This is a genomic window from Streptomyces sp. NPDC007991 (assembly GCF_042958445.1).
Lineage (GTDB): Bacteria > Actinomycetota > Actinomycetes > Streptomycetales > Streptomycetaceae > Streptomyces.
Map to the genome: position 1 here is coordinate 1 of NZ_JBIBJD010000003.1, position 15,082 is coordinate 15,082.

14 protein-coding genes and 1 rRNA gene are annotated in these 15,082 nt (G+C 70.4%); 5 read left to right on the plus strand and 10 right to left on the minus strand.

What is annotated here, in order from left to right; genetic code table 11:
• A 5S ribosomal RNA gene (gene rrf, locus ACFZDA_RS08340) occupies positions 1-92 on the plus strand; the annotation flags it as partial.
• Positions 93-147: 55 nt separating this feature from the next.
• Here the strand turns inward: rrf and ACFZDA_RS08345 are convergent.
• From ACFZDA_RS08345 to ACFZDA_RS08360, 4 genes are read right to left on the minus strand one after another with little or no spacing between them, the layout of a single operon-like run.
• The gene (locus ACFZDA_RS08345; protein ID WP_391076859.1) at positions 148-819 is read right to left on the minus strand and encodes a response regulator; all 672 of its coding nucleotides are present in this window, start codon (positions 817-819) and stop codon (positions 148-150) included.
• Positions 816-2,060 (minus strand): histidine kinase, encoded by a 1,245-nt coding sequence (locus ACFZDA_RS08350; protein ID WP_391076861.1) that lies wholly within the window; start codon positions 2,058-2,060, stop codon positions 816-818. The genes ACFZDA_RS08345 and ACFZDA_RS08350 overlap by 4 nt, the downstream gene beginning before the upstream one ends.
• 24 nt (positions 2,061-2,084) lie before the next feature.
• Positions 2,085-2,864 carry an ABC transporter permease gene (locus tag ACFZDA_RS08355; protein WP_391076863.1) on the minus strand — a complete coding sequence of 260 codons (780 nt, stop codon included), beginning with the start codon at positions 2,862-2,864 and terminating at the stop codon, positions 2,085-2,087.
• On the minus strand, positions 2,861-3,781 hold the full coding sequence (locus tag ACFZDA_RS08360; protein ID WP_391076866.1) for an ATP-binding cassette domain-containing protein: 921 nt from the start codon (positions 3,779-3,781) through the stop codon (positions 2,861-2,863). Before ACFZDA_RS08360 ends, ACFZDA_RS08355 begins: the two co-directional genes overlap by 4 nt.
• A 94-nt stretch (positions 3,782-3,875) precedes the next feature.
• On the opposite strand from ACFZDA_RS08360, the gene ACFZDA_RS08365 reads away from it, so the two are divergent.
• A complete protein-coding gene (locus ACFZDA_RS08365; RefSeq protein ID WP_391076868.1) occupies positions 3,876-4,445 on the plus strand; it encodes a GNAT family N-acetyltransferase in 570 nt (189 codons plus the stop codon).
• Here ACFZDA_RS08365 and ACFZDA_RS08370 read toward each other — a convergent pair.
• From ACFZDA_RS08370 to ACFZDA_RS08395, 6 genes are all read right to left on the minus strand, one after another.
• Complete coding sequence (locus tag ACFZDA_RS08370; protein ID WP_391076871.1) at positions 4,434-6,074, minus strand: TraM recognition domain-containing protein; 1,641 nt, start codon at positions 6,072-6,074, stop codon at positions 4,434-4,436. The genes ACFZDA_RS08365 and ACFZDA_RS08370 overlap by 12 nt on opposite strands.
• An 11-nt stretch (positions 6,075-6,085) precedes the next feature.
• Complete coding sequence (locus ACFZDA_RS08375; RefSeq protein WP_010036307.1) at positions 6,086-7,495, minus strand: ATP-binding protein; 1,410 nt, start codon at positions 7,493-7,495, stop codon at positions 6,086-6,088.
• A 6-nt stretch (positions 7,496-7,501) separates the two neighbouring features.
• Complete coding sequence (locus ACFZDA_RS08380) at positions 7,502-9,058, minus strand: SCO6880 family protein (RefSeq protein ID WP_391076876.1); 1,557 nt, start codon at positions 9,056-9,058, stop codon at positions 7,502-7,504.
• The gene (locus tag ACFZDA_RS08385) at positions 9,055-10,389 is read right to left on the minus strand and encodes a hypothetical protein (RefSeq protein WP_391076878.1); all 1,335 of its coding nucleotides are present in this window, start codon (positions 10,387-10,389) and stop codon (positions 9,055-9,057) included. Before ACFZDA_RS08385 ends, ACFZDA_RS08380 begins: the two co-directional genes overlap by 4 nt.
• Complete coding sequence (locus ACFZDA_RS08390; protein WP_391076881.1) at positions 10,379-11,206, minus strand: hypothetical protein; 828 nt, start codon at positions 11,204-11,206, stop codon at positions 10,379-10,381. Before ACFZDA_RS08390 ends, ACFZDA_RS08385 begins: the two co-directional genes overlap by 11 nt.
• Positions 11,207-11,391: 185 nt before the next feature.
• A complete protein-coding gene (locus ACFZDA_RS08395; protein ID WP_003991275.1) occupies positions 11,392-11,700 on the minus strand; it encodes a hypothetical protein in 309 nt (102 codons plus the stop codon).
• A gap of 506 nt (positions 11,701-12,206) precedes the next feature.
• On the opposite strand from ACFZDA_RS08395, the gene ACFZDA_RS08400 reads away from it, so the two are divergent.
• From ACFZDA_RS08400 to ACFZDA_RS08410, 3 genes are all read left to right on the plus strand, one after another.
• Positions 12,207-12,947: a trypsin-like peptidase domain-containing protein gene (locus tag ACFZDA_RS08400; RefSeq protein ID WP_391076883.1), complete on the plus strand. Its 741-nt coding sequence runs from the start codon at positions 12,207-12,209 to the stop codon at positions 12,945-12,947.
• Positions 12,948-13,097: 150 nt separating this feature from the next.
• A complete protein-coding gene (locus tag ACFZDA_RS08405) occupies positions 13,098-14,105 on the plus strand; it encodes an NlpC/P60 family protein (RefSeq protein ID WP_391076886.1) in 1,008 nt (335 codons plus the stop codon).
• 244 nt (positions 14,106-14,349) lie between these two features.
• Positions 14,350-15,063: a phosphatase PAP2 family protein gene (locus ACFZDA_RS08410; protein ID WP_391076889.1), complete on the plus strand. Its 714-nt coding sequence runs from the start codon at positions 14,350-14,352 to the stop codon at positions 15,061-15,063.
• The last annotated feature ends 19 nt before the right edge of the window (positions 15,064-15,082 follow it).

Sequence of the window (15,082 nt, forward strand, 5' to 3'; positions counted from 1 at the left end):
CGCCCGGTTACATTCCGAACCCGGAAGCTAAGCCTTACAGCGCCGATGGTACTGCAGGGGGGACCCTGTGGGAGAGTAGGACGCCGCCGAACAATTATTGAAAAGGCCCACACCTTACGGTGTGGGCCTTTTTGTGTTTTACGGGCGTCACGACGGCTGTACCAGCTTGGTGTCGTACGCCAGGATCACCGCCTGAATGCGGTCTCGGGAGCCCGTCTTCGCGAGGATGCGGCCCACATGCGTTTTCACCGTCGACTCGGCCAGGTGGAGACGCATGGCTATCTCCGTGTTCGTCCAGCCCTGGCCGATGACCGTGAGGATTTCGCGTTCCCGGTCGGTGAGGGAAGCGAGACGGGGGTCCTCCTGGGGCGGGGCGTCCGACGACGGGCCCGACGGCAGGTGGTGGACGTAGGCGTCGAGGAGGCGGCGGGTCAGGCTGGGGGCCACGACCGCGTCGCCCGTGGCGACCGCGCGGATGCCGGCCAGGAGTTCCTCGGGCTGGGCATCCTTGACCAGGAAGCCGGAGGCACCCGCGCGGAGTCCCGCGTAGGCGTACTCGTCCAGGTCGAAGGTGGTGACGATCAGGATGCGGGTGCGGTCGCCGGCGGCGGTGATGCGGCGGGTCGCCTCGATGCCGTCCAGGCCGGGCATGCGGATGTCCATGAGGACGACGTCGGGGTGCAGCTCGGCCGCCAGGCGGACCGCTTCGCTGCCGTTCGTCGCCTCGCCCACGACCGTCATGTCGTCCTGGCTCTCCAGGAGCATGCGGGAGCCGAAGCGCTGCAGGGGCTGGTCGTCGGCGATCAGGACCGTGGTCACTGCGGGTTTTCCTCCGGGAGGTGTAGGCGGACGCGCCAGCCCTGCTCGGGGTGCGGGCGAGGGCCGGCCTCAAGTGTGCCGCCGTACAGGGCGGTTCGCTCGCGCATTCCGGGCAGGCCGCGACCGCCTGGGGCCTGGCGGTCGGTTCGGCCGGTGTTGCCCGTGTCCGTGATCGTCACCGTCACGGCACCCTTGTCCTCGTAGGTCAGCTCTATCTGCGCGGTGGCGTCGGGGCCTGCGTGTTTGAGGGTGTTGGTGAGGGCTTCCTGGATGACGCGGTAGACGGTCAGCTGGCGGCTCGGGGAGAGGCCGGGACTGCCGTGGGTGCTGGTGTGGACGGGGAGGCCTGCGGAGCGGACGCCGTCGAGGAGGTGGTCGAGGTCCGTGAGGCCGGGCTGGGGGGTCAGATCGGCCTGGTGCTGTTCGTCCTCCCGCATGACGTCCAGGACGCGGCGGAGTTCGGTGAGGGCCTGGCGGCTGGTGGTGGCGATGGCGTCGAGGGCCTGGGCTGCGCGTTCGGGGGACTTGGCAGCCGCGTATCTGCCGCCGTCGGCGAGGCCGGTGATGACGGAGAGGTTGTGGCCGATGATGTCGTGCATCTCGCGGGCGATGCGGGCGCGTTCGGCGGCGGTGGCGAGTCGGGCCTGCTGGTCGCGTTCGGTCTCCAGGCGGCGGGCGCGGTCCTCCAGGGCCTCGGTGTAGTTGCGGCGGGTGCGGACGGTGATGCCGATGAGGGCGGCCACGGTGACGGACATCAGCTGGGAGCCGACCTGCTGGTCCCAGGAGCCCTCCCCGTGGCGGGCGACCGAGACCAGGACCGGGGCGATCACCAGGGCCGTCGCCCACCACAGGTTGCGCAGGTCCCGGCGCAGGGCGATGTGGTAGACGACGGCGAGCTGGAGCAGGGCCGCCTGGAGGGCCGCGCCGGTCCACGCGTTGACGAGGGCGAAGGCGGCCATCGCGACGAGGACGGTCCTGGGGTGGGTGCGTCGCCACAGGAGAGGAACCGCGAGGGCGAGGCTCAGGGTGAGGAGCAGCCAGCCGGGGACGTCGAGGTTGTGGGCGTTGTGGCGCCAGCCGCCGCCGACGTAGTCGATCAGGGCCGCTGTCACCCAGAAAGCGGTGATGTGCAGGTCCCACAGCAGCGGGTGGCGTCGGTCGAAGGCGCGCACCCGGCGGGTGAGGCGGTGGGCGTACTCGGTGAGGGGCTCCGGCGCCCGGTCTTCCGTCACGGGGTACATCGTGAGGGTTTCCGGCACCGCGTGTCAGACGTCTCGGCGTCGTAGGACGGCGGCGGCCAGTGTGAGGATCGCCGTCGTCCACAGGAGCATGGCGAGGAGGGCGGCGCCGGGGGACGCCGTGCCGGGCAGGGGCTGGGCGGTGGTCAGGGTCTCCAGGGCCTTGCCGGGGAAGTAGCGGACGGCGTCGTCGACGATGTCGTACGGGAGCATGGCCAGGATCTCCGGGACGATCATGATGAGGCCGGTGAAGGCGCCGATGGCCATCGGGACCGAGCGGAGCAGGGCGCCGACGCCGAGGGCGAGCACGGCCAGGAGGGTGAGGCCCGCCGCGTTGCCGGCGAGGGCGCGCAGGACGCCCGGGTCGCCGAGGGAGGCCGCCTGGTCGGTGCCGGTGAGGAAGGACTGGGCGAGGGGGAAGGTGACGAGGTTCGTCAGCAGGGTGAGGGGGAAGGCGATCGCGGCCAGGACGGCCGCCTTGGACCACAGGACGGGCAGGCGGCGGGGGACGGCGGTCATCGTGGCGCGGATCTGGCCCGTGGAGTACTCGCCGGCCGTGGCGAGGATGCCCAGCACGCCGAGGTTGATCGTGGCGAACTGGGTGCCGAGGAGGATGAAGAGGACTGTGTCCATCCCGTCTTCGCCGCTGCTGTCGTAGGCGGCGGCCAGGCCCATGCCCATGGCGAGGGTCAGCAGGCTCGTGGCGATGAGGGTGATCCAGGTGGAGCGCAGGGTCCGGAGCTTGTGCCACTCGGAGCGCAGGACGCGGGCCGGGGTCACGCGGTAGGGGAGGGGCGCCGTGGTCATGCTGCCGCTCCTTCGAGGGTCGCCGTGTACTCCACGGCGTCGCGGGTGAGGTCCATGAAGGCTTCCTCAAGGGAGGCGGCGTTGGGGGCCAGTTCGTAGAGGGGGATGCCGTGGGCGGCTGCCGTGCGGCCGATGTGTTCGGCGTCGGTGCCGCGGACCTGGAGGGTGCCGGGGGTGTCGGTGGTGATGTCGACGCCGGGGGCGGTGAGGAGGCGTACGAGGTCGGGGGCCTGCGGGGTGACGACCTTGACGGTGCCCGCGCCGGAGTCGCGTACGAAGTCGGTGACGGTGGTGTCGGCGAGGAGACGGCCGCGGCCGATGATGACCAGGTGCTCGGCGGTGAGGGCCATCTCGCTCATCAGGTGGGAGGAGACGAGGACCGTGCGGCCCTCGGCGGCGAGGGACTTGAGCAGGTTGCGGATCCACAGCACGCCCTCCGGGTCGAGGCCGTTGACCGGCTCGTCGAGGATGAGCGTGGCCGGGTCGCCGAGCAGGGCGGCGGCGATGCCGAGGCGTTGGCCCATGCCGAGGGAGAAGCCCTTGACGCGGCGGTGGGCCACGTCGGTCAGGCCGGTGAGGCCGAGGACCTGTTCGACCCGTGCCCGGGGGATGCCGTGGGTGAGGGCGAGGGCGCGCAGGTGGTGGTAGGCCGTGCGGCCGGGGTGGACCGAGCGGGCCTCCAGCAGGGCGCCGACCTCGGTGAGGGGCGCGGGGTGGGTGGCGTAGGAGCGTCCGCCCACGGTGGCGTGTCCGCGGGTGGGGGCGTCGAGTCCGAGGATCATGCGCATGGTCGTGGACTTGCCGGCGCCGTTCGGGCCGAGGAAGCCGGTGACCGTTCCGGGGCGGACGGTGAAGGACAGGTCCGTGACGACCGTCCGGTCGCCGTAGCGTTTGGTGAGTTCGTGTGCCGTCAGCATGTTTCGATGCTCGTGCGTGCGGGGGCGGCCCGCGTCGGACCGGCGGCGGTAATCGGGGTGAGCGGTGTCGTACCCGGGTACTACCGTTGCCGGCATGAGCTATGTGATCCGGTCCGTCCGTGCTGATGAGTGGCCTGCGGCGAAGGAGCTGCGGCTCGCGGCGCTGCGGGATCCGGTGGCGCACCTGGCCTTCCTGGAGACGTACGAGGAGGCCGAGGCCCGGCCGGACTCCTTCTGGCAGGAGCGGACGGCTGGGGGCGCCGAAGGGGCCGACAAGGCTCAGCAGATCATCGCGGAGGGGCCCGACGGGCGGTGGGTGGGCACGCTGACCGTGCTGGTGGAGGAGCCCGGGACGACGGACTGGGCCGGGTTTCCGGTGGAGCGGAAGCAGGGGCACATCGTCGGCGTCTTCGTACGGCCCGAGGAGCGCGGGAGCGGGCTGACCGAGGTGCTGTTCGACGCGGCCCTGGAGTGGGCGTGGGGGCGGGGGCTTGAGCGGGTGCGGCTCATCGTGCACGAGGAGAACGGGCGGGCGCAGCGGTTCTACCGGCGGGCGGGGTTCGAGCCGAGTGGGCTGGTCGTGCCGCTCCCCGGCTCCGGGGAGCGGGAGCTGGAGTTCGTGCTGGAGCGGAGCTCTGTGGGGGTGCCCTTCTCAGACCGGTAGTTCGTCGTGCGGCCAGCGGGCGCGGCCCTGTTCGCGGGAGCGGAGCAGGGCCAGGGTCGGCATGCCCCGGTCCGCTCCGGTGGCCAGCAGCTCCGGGAGCTGGGGAAGCGGGGCCACGGCGGCGACGTCGTCCAGGACGAGGGTGAATGGTGGGTCGAGGCGACCGGAGGATGACCGTTCGGCCATGCGCCGGCCGCGCTCGACCACGCTGGAGACGAGGGCCGTCAGGAGGGGCATCGCGCCCGGGTCCGTCCTGGGGTCCTCGATGGATTCACCCACCACATAGAGCGTGCCCCCTTCATGGACGAAGGAATCCAGGGCGAGGGCATCATTTCGGTTGGGAGTGCAGGCCTCGCGGATGTTGACGGTGGAGAGCGCCGCGAGGGCACGGGTCGTCAGCTGCTGGGCCATGTCCCGGCGTTCGGGGTGTGCGGTGAGGGCGCCTTCGAGTTCTCCCGCGGAGCCGGGGGCGGCCTTGGGGTTGGTACGGAGGATGCGTACGGCGTCCTGGATCTGGGTGCCCTGGGACCAGCGGTGGACGTGGCGGATGGTGCGGCCGTCGATGGCGGCGGCGTGCAGATAGCTCCGCATGAGTGTCTCGGCGGTGTCGCTGAGGGCCTGGTCGAGTTTGGCGGTGGGGCGGACGGGGGCGAGGAGGGCGGTTGCTCTGCCCGTGGCTGTGGCCTTGTCCTCGCAGCCGGCGGTGGGGGACCAGTGGAGGCGGGCGGGGGTGGCGCAGAGGTGGGTGGGGTCGTAGAGGTGGGTGGGGCCCAGTTTGGCCCTCGCGTCTTTGGTTTCCTGCCAGACCGCTGGGTTGGAGGTGACGATGAGGGCCGGGCCCTCCGCGTCGCGTACGGCCTGGGTGGCGGTGGTTTGGCGGGTTTCCCTCGGGGCTACGAGGATTTTTTCCCACCCGCCCACTCGTTCCTGGCCGAACACAGAAGCAGGGCTCGTGGGTGCGGCCGCCGGGGTCGGGGCGAGGGGTGCCGTCGGGTCCAGGAGGTGCGTGGGTGTGGGTTCGGGGGCTGCGCGGCGGGGGGTGGGGACGTCGTGCTGCGCCGACGTGGGGGTGGTGTGCGGCGCCGGTGCCGGTACGTCGTGCGGTGTTGGCGCCGCGTGCTGCACTGGTGCCGGGGCGTCATGCTGCGCCGGGGTGGGCGGTGTCCTGTGCTGTTGTGCCGTCGGCATCTCGTGGTGTGCCGGGCCACCTGTTCCGTACGCGACCCCCGTCGGCTCCGGCGGGGTCGTCCTCTCCGCCCGGCGCCTTGCCCGGACCGCGCGCCATCTGGCCAGTGTGCCCATGACGAACACCGTCAGGACGATCAGGATCATCAGCTGGCCGATGAACAGGCCCCAGAACAGGCCGTAGCCGGAGAGTTCGCCGGGCGGTGTGTCGGGCCAGGCGCCGGGGATGTCGTGAGGCTGGGCGATGAGGCCGCGCATGGCCAGGGGCGTGCGGGTGAAGGTGACGCCGGACGGCCAGGAGCCGTGGGCGAACAGGGCGGCGAGGCCGGTGGCCGTCCACACCAGCAGGGTCATGCCGAGGAGGAACGCGAGTATGCCGACCAGCAGGCCGTCGGGGATGCCTTGCTGGCTGTCGCGCTGGATGCGGCGGTCGTCCGGTCTCACGCGTCCTCCCCCTACGCCACCGTCGATTCGGAGTCGCCCAGGTGGTGCTCCACGAAGGCCGCCGCCCGTTCCTCCGCCTCCAGTTCGGCGGCGCGCAGGGCGTCGTCCTCGAGGTCGGCGGAGGACTCGGTCATCGCGCGGTCGGTGAAGACCAGGGGGCGTTCGGTCTCCGTGACCAGGTGTTTGACGACCTGGACGTTGCCGTTGACGTCCCAGACGGCGATGCCCGGGGTGAGGGTGGGGATGATCTCGACCGCCCAGCGGGGCAGGCCGAGGACTCTGCCCGTGGCCCTCGCCTCGTCGGCCTTCTGGGCGTAGATCGTTCTCGTCGAGGCCATTTTCAGGATGGCCGCGGCCTCCTTCGCCGCCGCGCCGTCGACGACGTCGGACAGGTGGTGGACGACCGCGACGAACGACAGGCCCAGGCGCCGGCCGAACTTCAGCAGGCGCTGGAACAGCTGGGCGACGAAGGGGCTGTTGATGATGTGCCAGGCCTCCTCGACGAGGAAGATGCGCTTCTTCCGGTCGGGGCGGATCCAGGTGTGCTCCAGCCACACGCCGACGATCGCCATGAGGATGGGCATGGCGATGGAGTTGCGGTCGATGTGGGAGAGGTCGAAGACGATGAGCGGGGCGTCGAGGTCGATGCCGACCGTCGTCGGGCCGTCGAACATGCCGCGCAGGTCACCGTCGACGAGACGGTCCAGGACGAGGGCGACGTCCAGGCCCCAGGCCCGTACGTCGTCTATGGCGACGTTCATCGCCTCGGCCGACTCGGGCTCGGGGTGGCGCAGCTGCTCGACGATGTCGGTGAGGACGGGCTGGCGGTCGACGATGGTCTCGTTGACGTAGGCGTGCGCGACCTTGAGGGCGAAGCCGGAGCGTTCGTCCAGGCCGTGGCCCATGGCGACCTCGATGATCGTGCGGAGCAGCGCGAGCTGGCCCGTGGTCGTGATCGCGGGGTCGAGCGGGTTGAGGCGGATGCCCATGTCCAGGGCCGCCATCGGGTCCAGGCGGATGGGGGTTATCCCCAGCTCCTGGGCGATGAGGTTCCATTCGCCCACGCCGTCCTCGCCCTGGGCGTCGAGGACGACGACCTGGCGGTCGCGGAAGCGGAGCTGGCGCAGGACGTACGTCTTCTCCAGCGCCGACTTGCCGTTGCCGGACTCGCCGAGGACCAGCCAGTGGGGGGCGGGGAGCTGCTGGCCGTAGAGCTGGAAGGGGTCGTAGATGTAGCCCTTTCCGGAGTACACCTCGCGGCCGATGATGACGCCGGAGTCGCCGAGGCCGGGGGCGGCGGTCGGGAGGTAGACCGCCTGGGCCTGGCCCGTGGACGTGCGCACCGGGAGCCGGGTCGTCTCGACCTTCCCGAAGAGGAAGGACGTGAAGGCGTCGGTGAGGACGGACAGCGGGTCCCGCATCAGGTCCTACCTCCGAATGCCGGTGGCGAAGGGAAGGGTGTTCACGAAGGCGCGGTGGTGCTCGCGGTCGCACCATTCCAGCTTCAGGTACGACTTTCCGGCCGAGGCCCTTATCGTGCGCTTGTCGCGGGCGAGGGCCTCGGGGGAGCGCGAGGAGACGGTGATGTAGCCGACGAGGTTCACCCCGGCGGCGCCGCTGGCGAGGTCCTCGCCGCGCTGGTCGAGCCGGGAGTTCGCGGCCACGTCGCGCGGGTCGACGGTGCGGTTCATCTTGGCGGCGCGGGACGCCTCGGCCTCGTCGTTGGTCTTCTCCGTGAGCATGCGCTCGATGGCGACCTCGGTGGGTTCGAGGTCCATGGTGACGGCGACCGTGCGGATGACGTCCGGGGTGTGGACGAGCAGCGGGGCGAGGAAGTTGACGCCGACGGGGGTCATGGGCCACTCCTTCACCCAGGCCGTGGCGTGGCACCAGGGGGCGCGGGTGGAGGACTCGCGGGTCTTGGCCTGGAGGTAGGTGGGCTCCATGGCGTCCAGCTCGGCGGGCCAGGCATTACGTTTCGTCATCGCCTGGATGTGGTCGATCGGGTGGTCCGGGTCGTACATGGAGTGGATCAGCGAGGACAGTCTGCTCTGGCCGAGCGGCTGCCGTACGCGGATGTCGGCCTCCTGGAGGCGCGAGCAGATGTCGGTGAGCTCGCGGGCCATGACGATGGCGAGTCCGGCGTCCCGGTCGACCTTGCCGCCGTGGGCGCGGGCGGCCCGGGCCATGGCGTTGGCTTCGGCGGCGAGGTCGCGGGTGTAGTGCATGCAGGCGACGAGGTAGGCGCGGTGCTGCTCGCTGCTGGTGGACACCATCGACTGGAGCTGGTCGTAGGACTGCTGCAGCCATGGCGGTGCCTTGTCGTCGCCGCGGACGGCGACGTCCTTGGCGTGGGCGTCCGGGTCGGCGGGGAGGGTGCGGGCGAGCATCTGGAGGCGGGTGACGAAGCCGTCGCCGTTGGCGACGTGCTTGAGCAGGGTGCCGAAGCGGTCGACGAGGGCCTCCTGGTCCTCGGAGTCGCGCAGGCCGACGCCGGGGCCCTCGATCTCGATGGCGGCGGTGACGGTCTTGCGGTCGGCGTGCAGCAGGACGGCGATCTCGTCGGGGCCGAAGGGGGCGGCCAGCCAGGTGATGCGGCCGATGCCCGGAGGTGGCCCGACCTCGACCTCGCGGCCGTCGATCCGAGTACCGGCCTCGATGACGGAGGAGCGGTAGGTGGCGCCCTGCTTCAGGGTGCGCTTGTAGCTGCGGTTGATCTCGAACCACTTGTAGAACGTGCGGTGCTTGTACGGCACGTACACGGCGGCCAGCGCCAGCATCGGGAATCCGGCGAGCAGCACGATGCGCAGGGACAGCACGGGGACGAGGAGCCCGCACATCATGCCGAGGAACGCGCCGACGACGATCAGGGCGATCTCGCCGGTCTCGCGGTTGCGGCCGATGATCGCGTTCGGCCGGGCGCGGCCGATCAGATACGTACGGCGGGGCGTGACCGGGTGGGACACGTGGGAGTCGGTCGTCAACGCCCTTCACCTCCCGTGCGGTTGGTACGGCTGTTGCGGGTGCTGCTGGCGTGGGGGGTGTTGACAGGGCTGCTCGAACGGGGGGCGGGTGCGGCGGAGGGGACGGATCCGCCGCCGCCGTTCGAGGGGCGCGAGCTGTGCGCGGCGACTCCGCCGGAGGCGGGGTTGCTGGGGCGGGGGGCGGAGGACTGGCTGCCTCCGCCGTTGTTGTCGGCGCGGGTGCTGTGGGTCTTGATGCCCTGCGCGACCAGGGAGGCCGGGGAGCTGATGACCGCGGCGGCCTTGCTCTCGGCGCCCTGCATGAGGCGGTTGTTGCGGGAGCCGGCGATCTCGTCGCCGAAGCCGGGGACGAAGCGGTAGATCATCGCGCTGGCGAAGATGGCGAGCAGGATGATGGCGAGGCCGGAGACAACGGCGGAGAAGGCGTCGGGGCCGTCGTCGGCGGAGAGGGCGCCGGCGAGGCCGAGGACGATGACGATCACCGGCTTGACCAGGATCACGGCGATCATGATGCCGGCCCAGCGGCGCACGTGGCCCCACAGGTTCTTGTCGACGAGGCCGGCGTAGACGACGGTGCCGAGGAGGGCGCCGACGTAGAGGAGGGCCGCCCTGATGACGAGCTCCAGCCAGAGCACGCCGGCGGCGAGGATGCTGACCAGGGAGACGACGATCAGCATGATCGGGCCGCCGCCGATGTCCTCGCCCTTGTTGAGGGCCTCGGAGAACGTGCCGAAGAAGGCGTCGGTCTGGTCGCCGGTGGCTTTGGCGAGGACCTCGGTGACGCCGTCGGTGGCCGATACGACCGTGTAGAGGATCAGGGGGGTGAAGGCGGAGGCGAGGACGGTCAGCCAGAGGAACCCGATGGCCTCGGACAGGGCGGTGGTCAGGGGCACGCCGCGGACGGCTCGCTTGGCGACGGCCAGGAGCCAGAGGAGGAGCGTGAGGATCGTCGACGCGGCGAAGACGACGGCGTACTGCTGGAGGAACTTGGGGTTGGTGAAGTCGACGTTCGCCGTCTCCTTCACGGCGTCGCTGAGCTTGTCGACGGTCCAGGCGGCGGCGTCGGCACAGCCCTTGGCGAGGGAGGAGAGGGGGTCGAGGGTGGAGGTGGGGTCGAGGCGGGAGGTGCCGCCGCCCCCTCCCCTGGAGCCGCCGCCTTCCTCGCAATACTTCCTGGCAGGAGGAGCGATCAGCGAGCAGTCGCCGCTCTCGCTCGGTGTCGGCGTGGGCGTGGGCGCTGCAAGGGCTCGTGCGGCGAACAGTGCAGCGGACGCCTGTGCGGCGGCCACGAAGCCGACGAGCTTGAGCACGCGGTGCGAGCTACCGGGCATACGTGAACCCTCCGTACTCCTCGACGGCCTTCGCCATCTCATCGGCGCTGGAGGCCCTGTCATCGCCGGGAACAGGCGTCGGGCCGTCCTCCTGAGAGTGCGTCACGATTTTCCAGTCGCCGTTGGCCCACTCGAGTTGCATCGTGATGGTGAACCAACTGTTCGTGACCGGAGTCGTGGAGTTCTCGCCCGCAAGGCCAAGGAGACCGCTGCACCAGACCTCGACGGTCGCGCTGTCGGCGGAGTACTCGGTGATCTTGGTGCCGATCGGGCTTGTCCGGGACACGAACGTGAAGCCGTCGGGCGCTGAACCGTCCTCGTTCAGGCCGATGTTCTTGTTGAACTCCGGTGTGTAGGCCTTGTCCAGTCTGGCTTCGAAGCCGGCCACCCGGGAGGGAGCGATGATGGCCCGTAGGACGGCGTCACGCTTGACCTTGTCGAACATGTCGGCCGAGCCCAGGGCGACGGCGTAGTTGGCCGCCGCGCTCTCCACTCCCTGCTGGTCATGTGCGAACCCCGAAGGAGTGCTGCCGGTCTTCGCCTGCACTGGCCGTTTTCCCGAAGGGGCCGTTGCCGCTGTCTCCGGTTTGTTTGTGTTGGTGCCCGTGGAGGACGGGTCGTCGTCGTCGCGGTTCGCGAAGGCGATTGCGGCGATGAGGAGGACCACTACGCCGACCACCGTGACCAGGCTGCGGGACGACGAGCGGGGGCGGCGGGGGGTGCCGTAGGGGTCGGATCCGGTGTCGGGCAGGCGGGTGCGGGTCTGGCCCGTGCCGCCGTAGCCGCCGGAGGCCTCTTGCTCGTCACCGAGACTCATGCCGCGTACGCCCCCTCGACGTCGTACCGCTCGTACTCCTCGTACGACGGTAGCCGTGCTGGTTCCCGCGCGGGCGCGGTGTGGTGACTCGACATCAGGGAAACGCAACCTTCGCCGGTGGGCACGACGGGCGGGTGGGATGGAGGGGGACCGGGCGTGCCCGGCCGGGGCGGATGGGGCCCGGCCTACACGGCCATGCCGTACACGATGGTGAAGAGCGTGCCGAGCGAGCCGATGATGAAGACTCCGGTGAGGCCCGCGATGATGAGGCCCTTGCCCTGCTCCGCGCTGAAGGTGTCCCGCAGGGCGGTGGCACCGATGCGCTGCTTGGCGGCGCCCCAGATGGCGATGCCGAGGCAGAGCAGGATGGCCACCGCCATCACGACCTCGATCATCACCTTGGCCTCGTTGCCCAGGCTGCCGAAGGGGCCCCAGTCCGGAGCGATCCCGCCGATGATCGTGTTGATGTCTCCCTTGTCGGCCGCAAAGAGCATGTAAGTCACCGCCCCTGTTGGGTAGTTCCGCATCCTCTGCGGTCGTGCAGAGGTCAGGCCTCATTCTCGCCGACAATGACGCTGCCGGATGTCGACTTGGCGTCATTGATTGGCGGGTTTCGTACGAATACCTTGCCATCGTTCCGTGCCGGCCCCTAAGGGAGGCGGCGGACGGTGTACGAAGGATCGTATGGTCACTCTGTGTATCACGGCGTGTCACGCCGGGCAATGAGGCCTGAGCGAAACCTGTCGTGAGGTTCCGCCGTTGTGCCCTTCTGCGGCCTGTGTCACCTTTCCGGACCGTTTCTGACGGTCGGTCGGGTGAGTGGTCGTCCCGAGTCGTGCCGGTGTTCTCCGGGTGAAGGCTACCTGGCGGGGCGAACGGGCCGCGGCCGGGTGGCCGTGGACGGGTGGCCGCGGACCGTTGGCCCGGGTTCCTCAAGTAACGGTCTGTCACGAAGCCGCGGCACACGTTTTTCTCACCTTCGTCGGACACAGTGGTCCCGATGAAGCGCGTCCTCTCCCTCGCCGTGGTCCTCGTCGCCCTCACCTCCGCGTCCACCGCGGTGGCCGACGACGGGGCCGGGCCCTTCGGGGTGACCGTCACCGCCGGGGCGGTCGCGGGGAGTGCGCGGGTCGGGGTGCTCGTCCCCGCCGGCCGGGCGGACCGGCCTGCCGGGGCGCACTTCTGCACCGCGTCCGTGGTGCGGGCGCCGTCCCGCGATCTCCTCGTCACCGCGGCGCACTGCCTGGACGGGCGCGGGTCGCTCGTGTTCGTGCCCGGGTACCGGGACGGCCGTGCGCCCTACGGGGTGTGGAGCGTGAAGCGGCGGTTCATGCCCCGTGGGTGGGTCGAGGGGCGGCGGGAGGACAGTGACGTGGCGTTCGCGGTGGTCGCCCCTCGGGGCGGGGAGGGGGTCGAGGACGCCGTCGGCGGGTACCGGTTCGCCGCCGGTACGGCGACCGGGGCGACGGCCGTGACCCTCACCGGATACCCCGACTCCCGGGAGACGCCCGTCAGTTGCACCAACAAGCCATCGGCGCACAGTCCCACCCAGCAGCGCATCGCCTGCCCGGGGTTCGCCGGCGGTACCAGCGGAAGTCCCTGGGTGAACGGGGACGGGCAGGTCGTGGGGGTCCTCGGCGGGCATGACGACGGCGGGACGACCCCCGACGTGTCCTACAGCGTGGTGCTCCGTGCGGAGGCGGAGCGGTTGTACCGGGATGCGGCGGGCTGCGACGCGTGACGGGGCCGTGCGCCGGGTGCCCCCGCCGTGCCGCCCCGTGCTTGTGGGTGTTCCCCTTTCCGCCCCGACTCCCCTCCCCGTGATCATTCCGGTGTGCGGCGGCCGCCTCTACACTGACCGGGCGACGGACTCCTGGCCGGCGAGGGGCGGTTGACGGTGCGTAAGGCATGGATCGTGGCGAGTGTTGCGATCAGCTCCGCCCTGGCCTTCGTGATGCTGCTCGTCGTCGGGGTCTACATCGTCGCCGGGAACCTGGTCAACGGGGTCGGCGGTGGGGCGAAAGCGCTGGCCAAGGGGGCGGTGCCCGCCGCGTACTCGACCCTCGTGCAGAAGTGGGGCAACCTCTGCCCCGCCATCAGCCCGGCCCTGCTCGCCGCCCAGCTCTACCAGGAGAGCGGGTTCAACCCGAGGGCCCAGAGCCACGCCGCAGCCCAGGGCATAGCGCAGTTCATCCCCGGTACCTGGGCCTCCCACGGCATCGACGGCGACGGGGACGGCGACCGGGACGTGTGGGACCCGAAGGACGCGATTCCCTCCGCCGCCTCCTACGACTGCGAACTCGCGTCGTACGTGAAGAAGGTTGGCGGGAATCTGACGGAAAACATGCTGGCCGCGTACAACGCGGGGGCGTACGCGGTGATCAAGTACGGGGGCGTGCCGCCGTACACCGAGACCCGGAACTACGTGAAGAGGATCACGACGCTCTCGGAGAGCTTCGCGGCGCCCGTCGGGCGGGTCGACCCCTCCGAGCAGGCCGCCGGCGCCATCGAGTACGCGCAGAAGAAACTCGGCACGCCCTATCTGTGGGGCGGCACCGGCACCGCTGAGCAGGGCGGACGCTTCGACTGCTCGGGACTGACGCAGGCCGCCTACGAGACCGTCGGCATCAAGCTGCCGCGCGTCGCCAACGACCAGTACAACGCCGGGCCGCACCCGGCGCGGGACGAACTGCTCCCCGGTGACCTCGTGTTCTTCTCGGACGACCTCACCAATTCGCGTGCCATCCGGCATGTCGGCATTTATGTCGGAGGCGGGTACATGATCGACGCGCCGCGAACGGGTGCGGTGATCCGGTTCGACCCGATCGACACCCCCGACTACTTCGGGGCCACCCGGGTCACGGAAGATGGCGCGAAAGCACTGCCCACGAGGGTGTGAGCCGAGCGTGAACCCACCCCCTGAGCTGCGAAGACGTGTCTCTCTTCGATAACGTCTGAGTGATCATTCGGTGGAGTGTGGAACGTATCGACGGGGACCATGCGTTCCTTGTGACGTAGCCGAGCGGACGCGAGTCGGCACGTGTCAGGGACGCGTGCTGCGAAAGCGATCCGCAACCACGGGGGTGGCAGGAACGGCGCACACTCAGGTGCGCCGGGAGAGACGACGAAGGGGCCGCAGCACCATGGCTGGACTCGCCGCATCCGGGTCGAACCCCGACGTCGACCTGCTCTATGACATCAATGGCCTGGCCAAGGACGCGCCGCCGTGGTTCGACCGGGTCATGGAGTTCGTCGGCGAGTACGGGTTGTTGCTCGCCATCGTCCTGCTCGTGCTCTGGTGCTGGTGGTCCGTGCGGCGCCGGGGCGATCAGGACGCGGCATCCTCCGTAGCGGCGCTGGTCTGGGCGCCGCTGGCGGCGGGTATCGCCGTGCTGGTCAACGTGCCGATACGGGGGTTCGTGGAGCGGCCCCGGCCCTTCCTCGACCATCAGGGGCTCGAGGTCCTCGTCAGCGGCAAGACCGACTACTCGTTCGTGAGTGACCACGCGACGATCGTCATGGCGATGGCGGTCGGGCTGTTCGTGGCGAACCGGCGGTTCGGGCTGGTCGCGCTGGTGCTGGCCGTGTTCGGCGGGTTCATTCGCGTCTACATGGGTGTGCATTACCCGACGGATGTCGTGGGCGGGTTCGCGCTGGGGACGGCCGTGGCGTTGCTGTTGTCGCCGGTGGCGATGGCGTTGTTGACGCCTGTGGCGCGGGCGGTTGAGCGGTCGCCTCGGGTGGGGTGGCTGGTGCGGGCTCGTGGGCGCGGGGTCGGTGGGGATGGATCGGATGCGGTGCTTCCCGGGGCGCGGAGTGAGCGGGGCGGGGCGTCCGAGAGGGACCTCGCCGCGTAGTCCTCGCGCCCGCAACTCG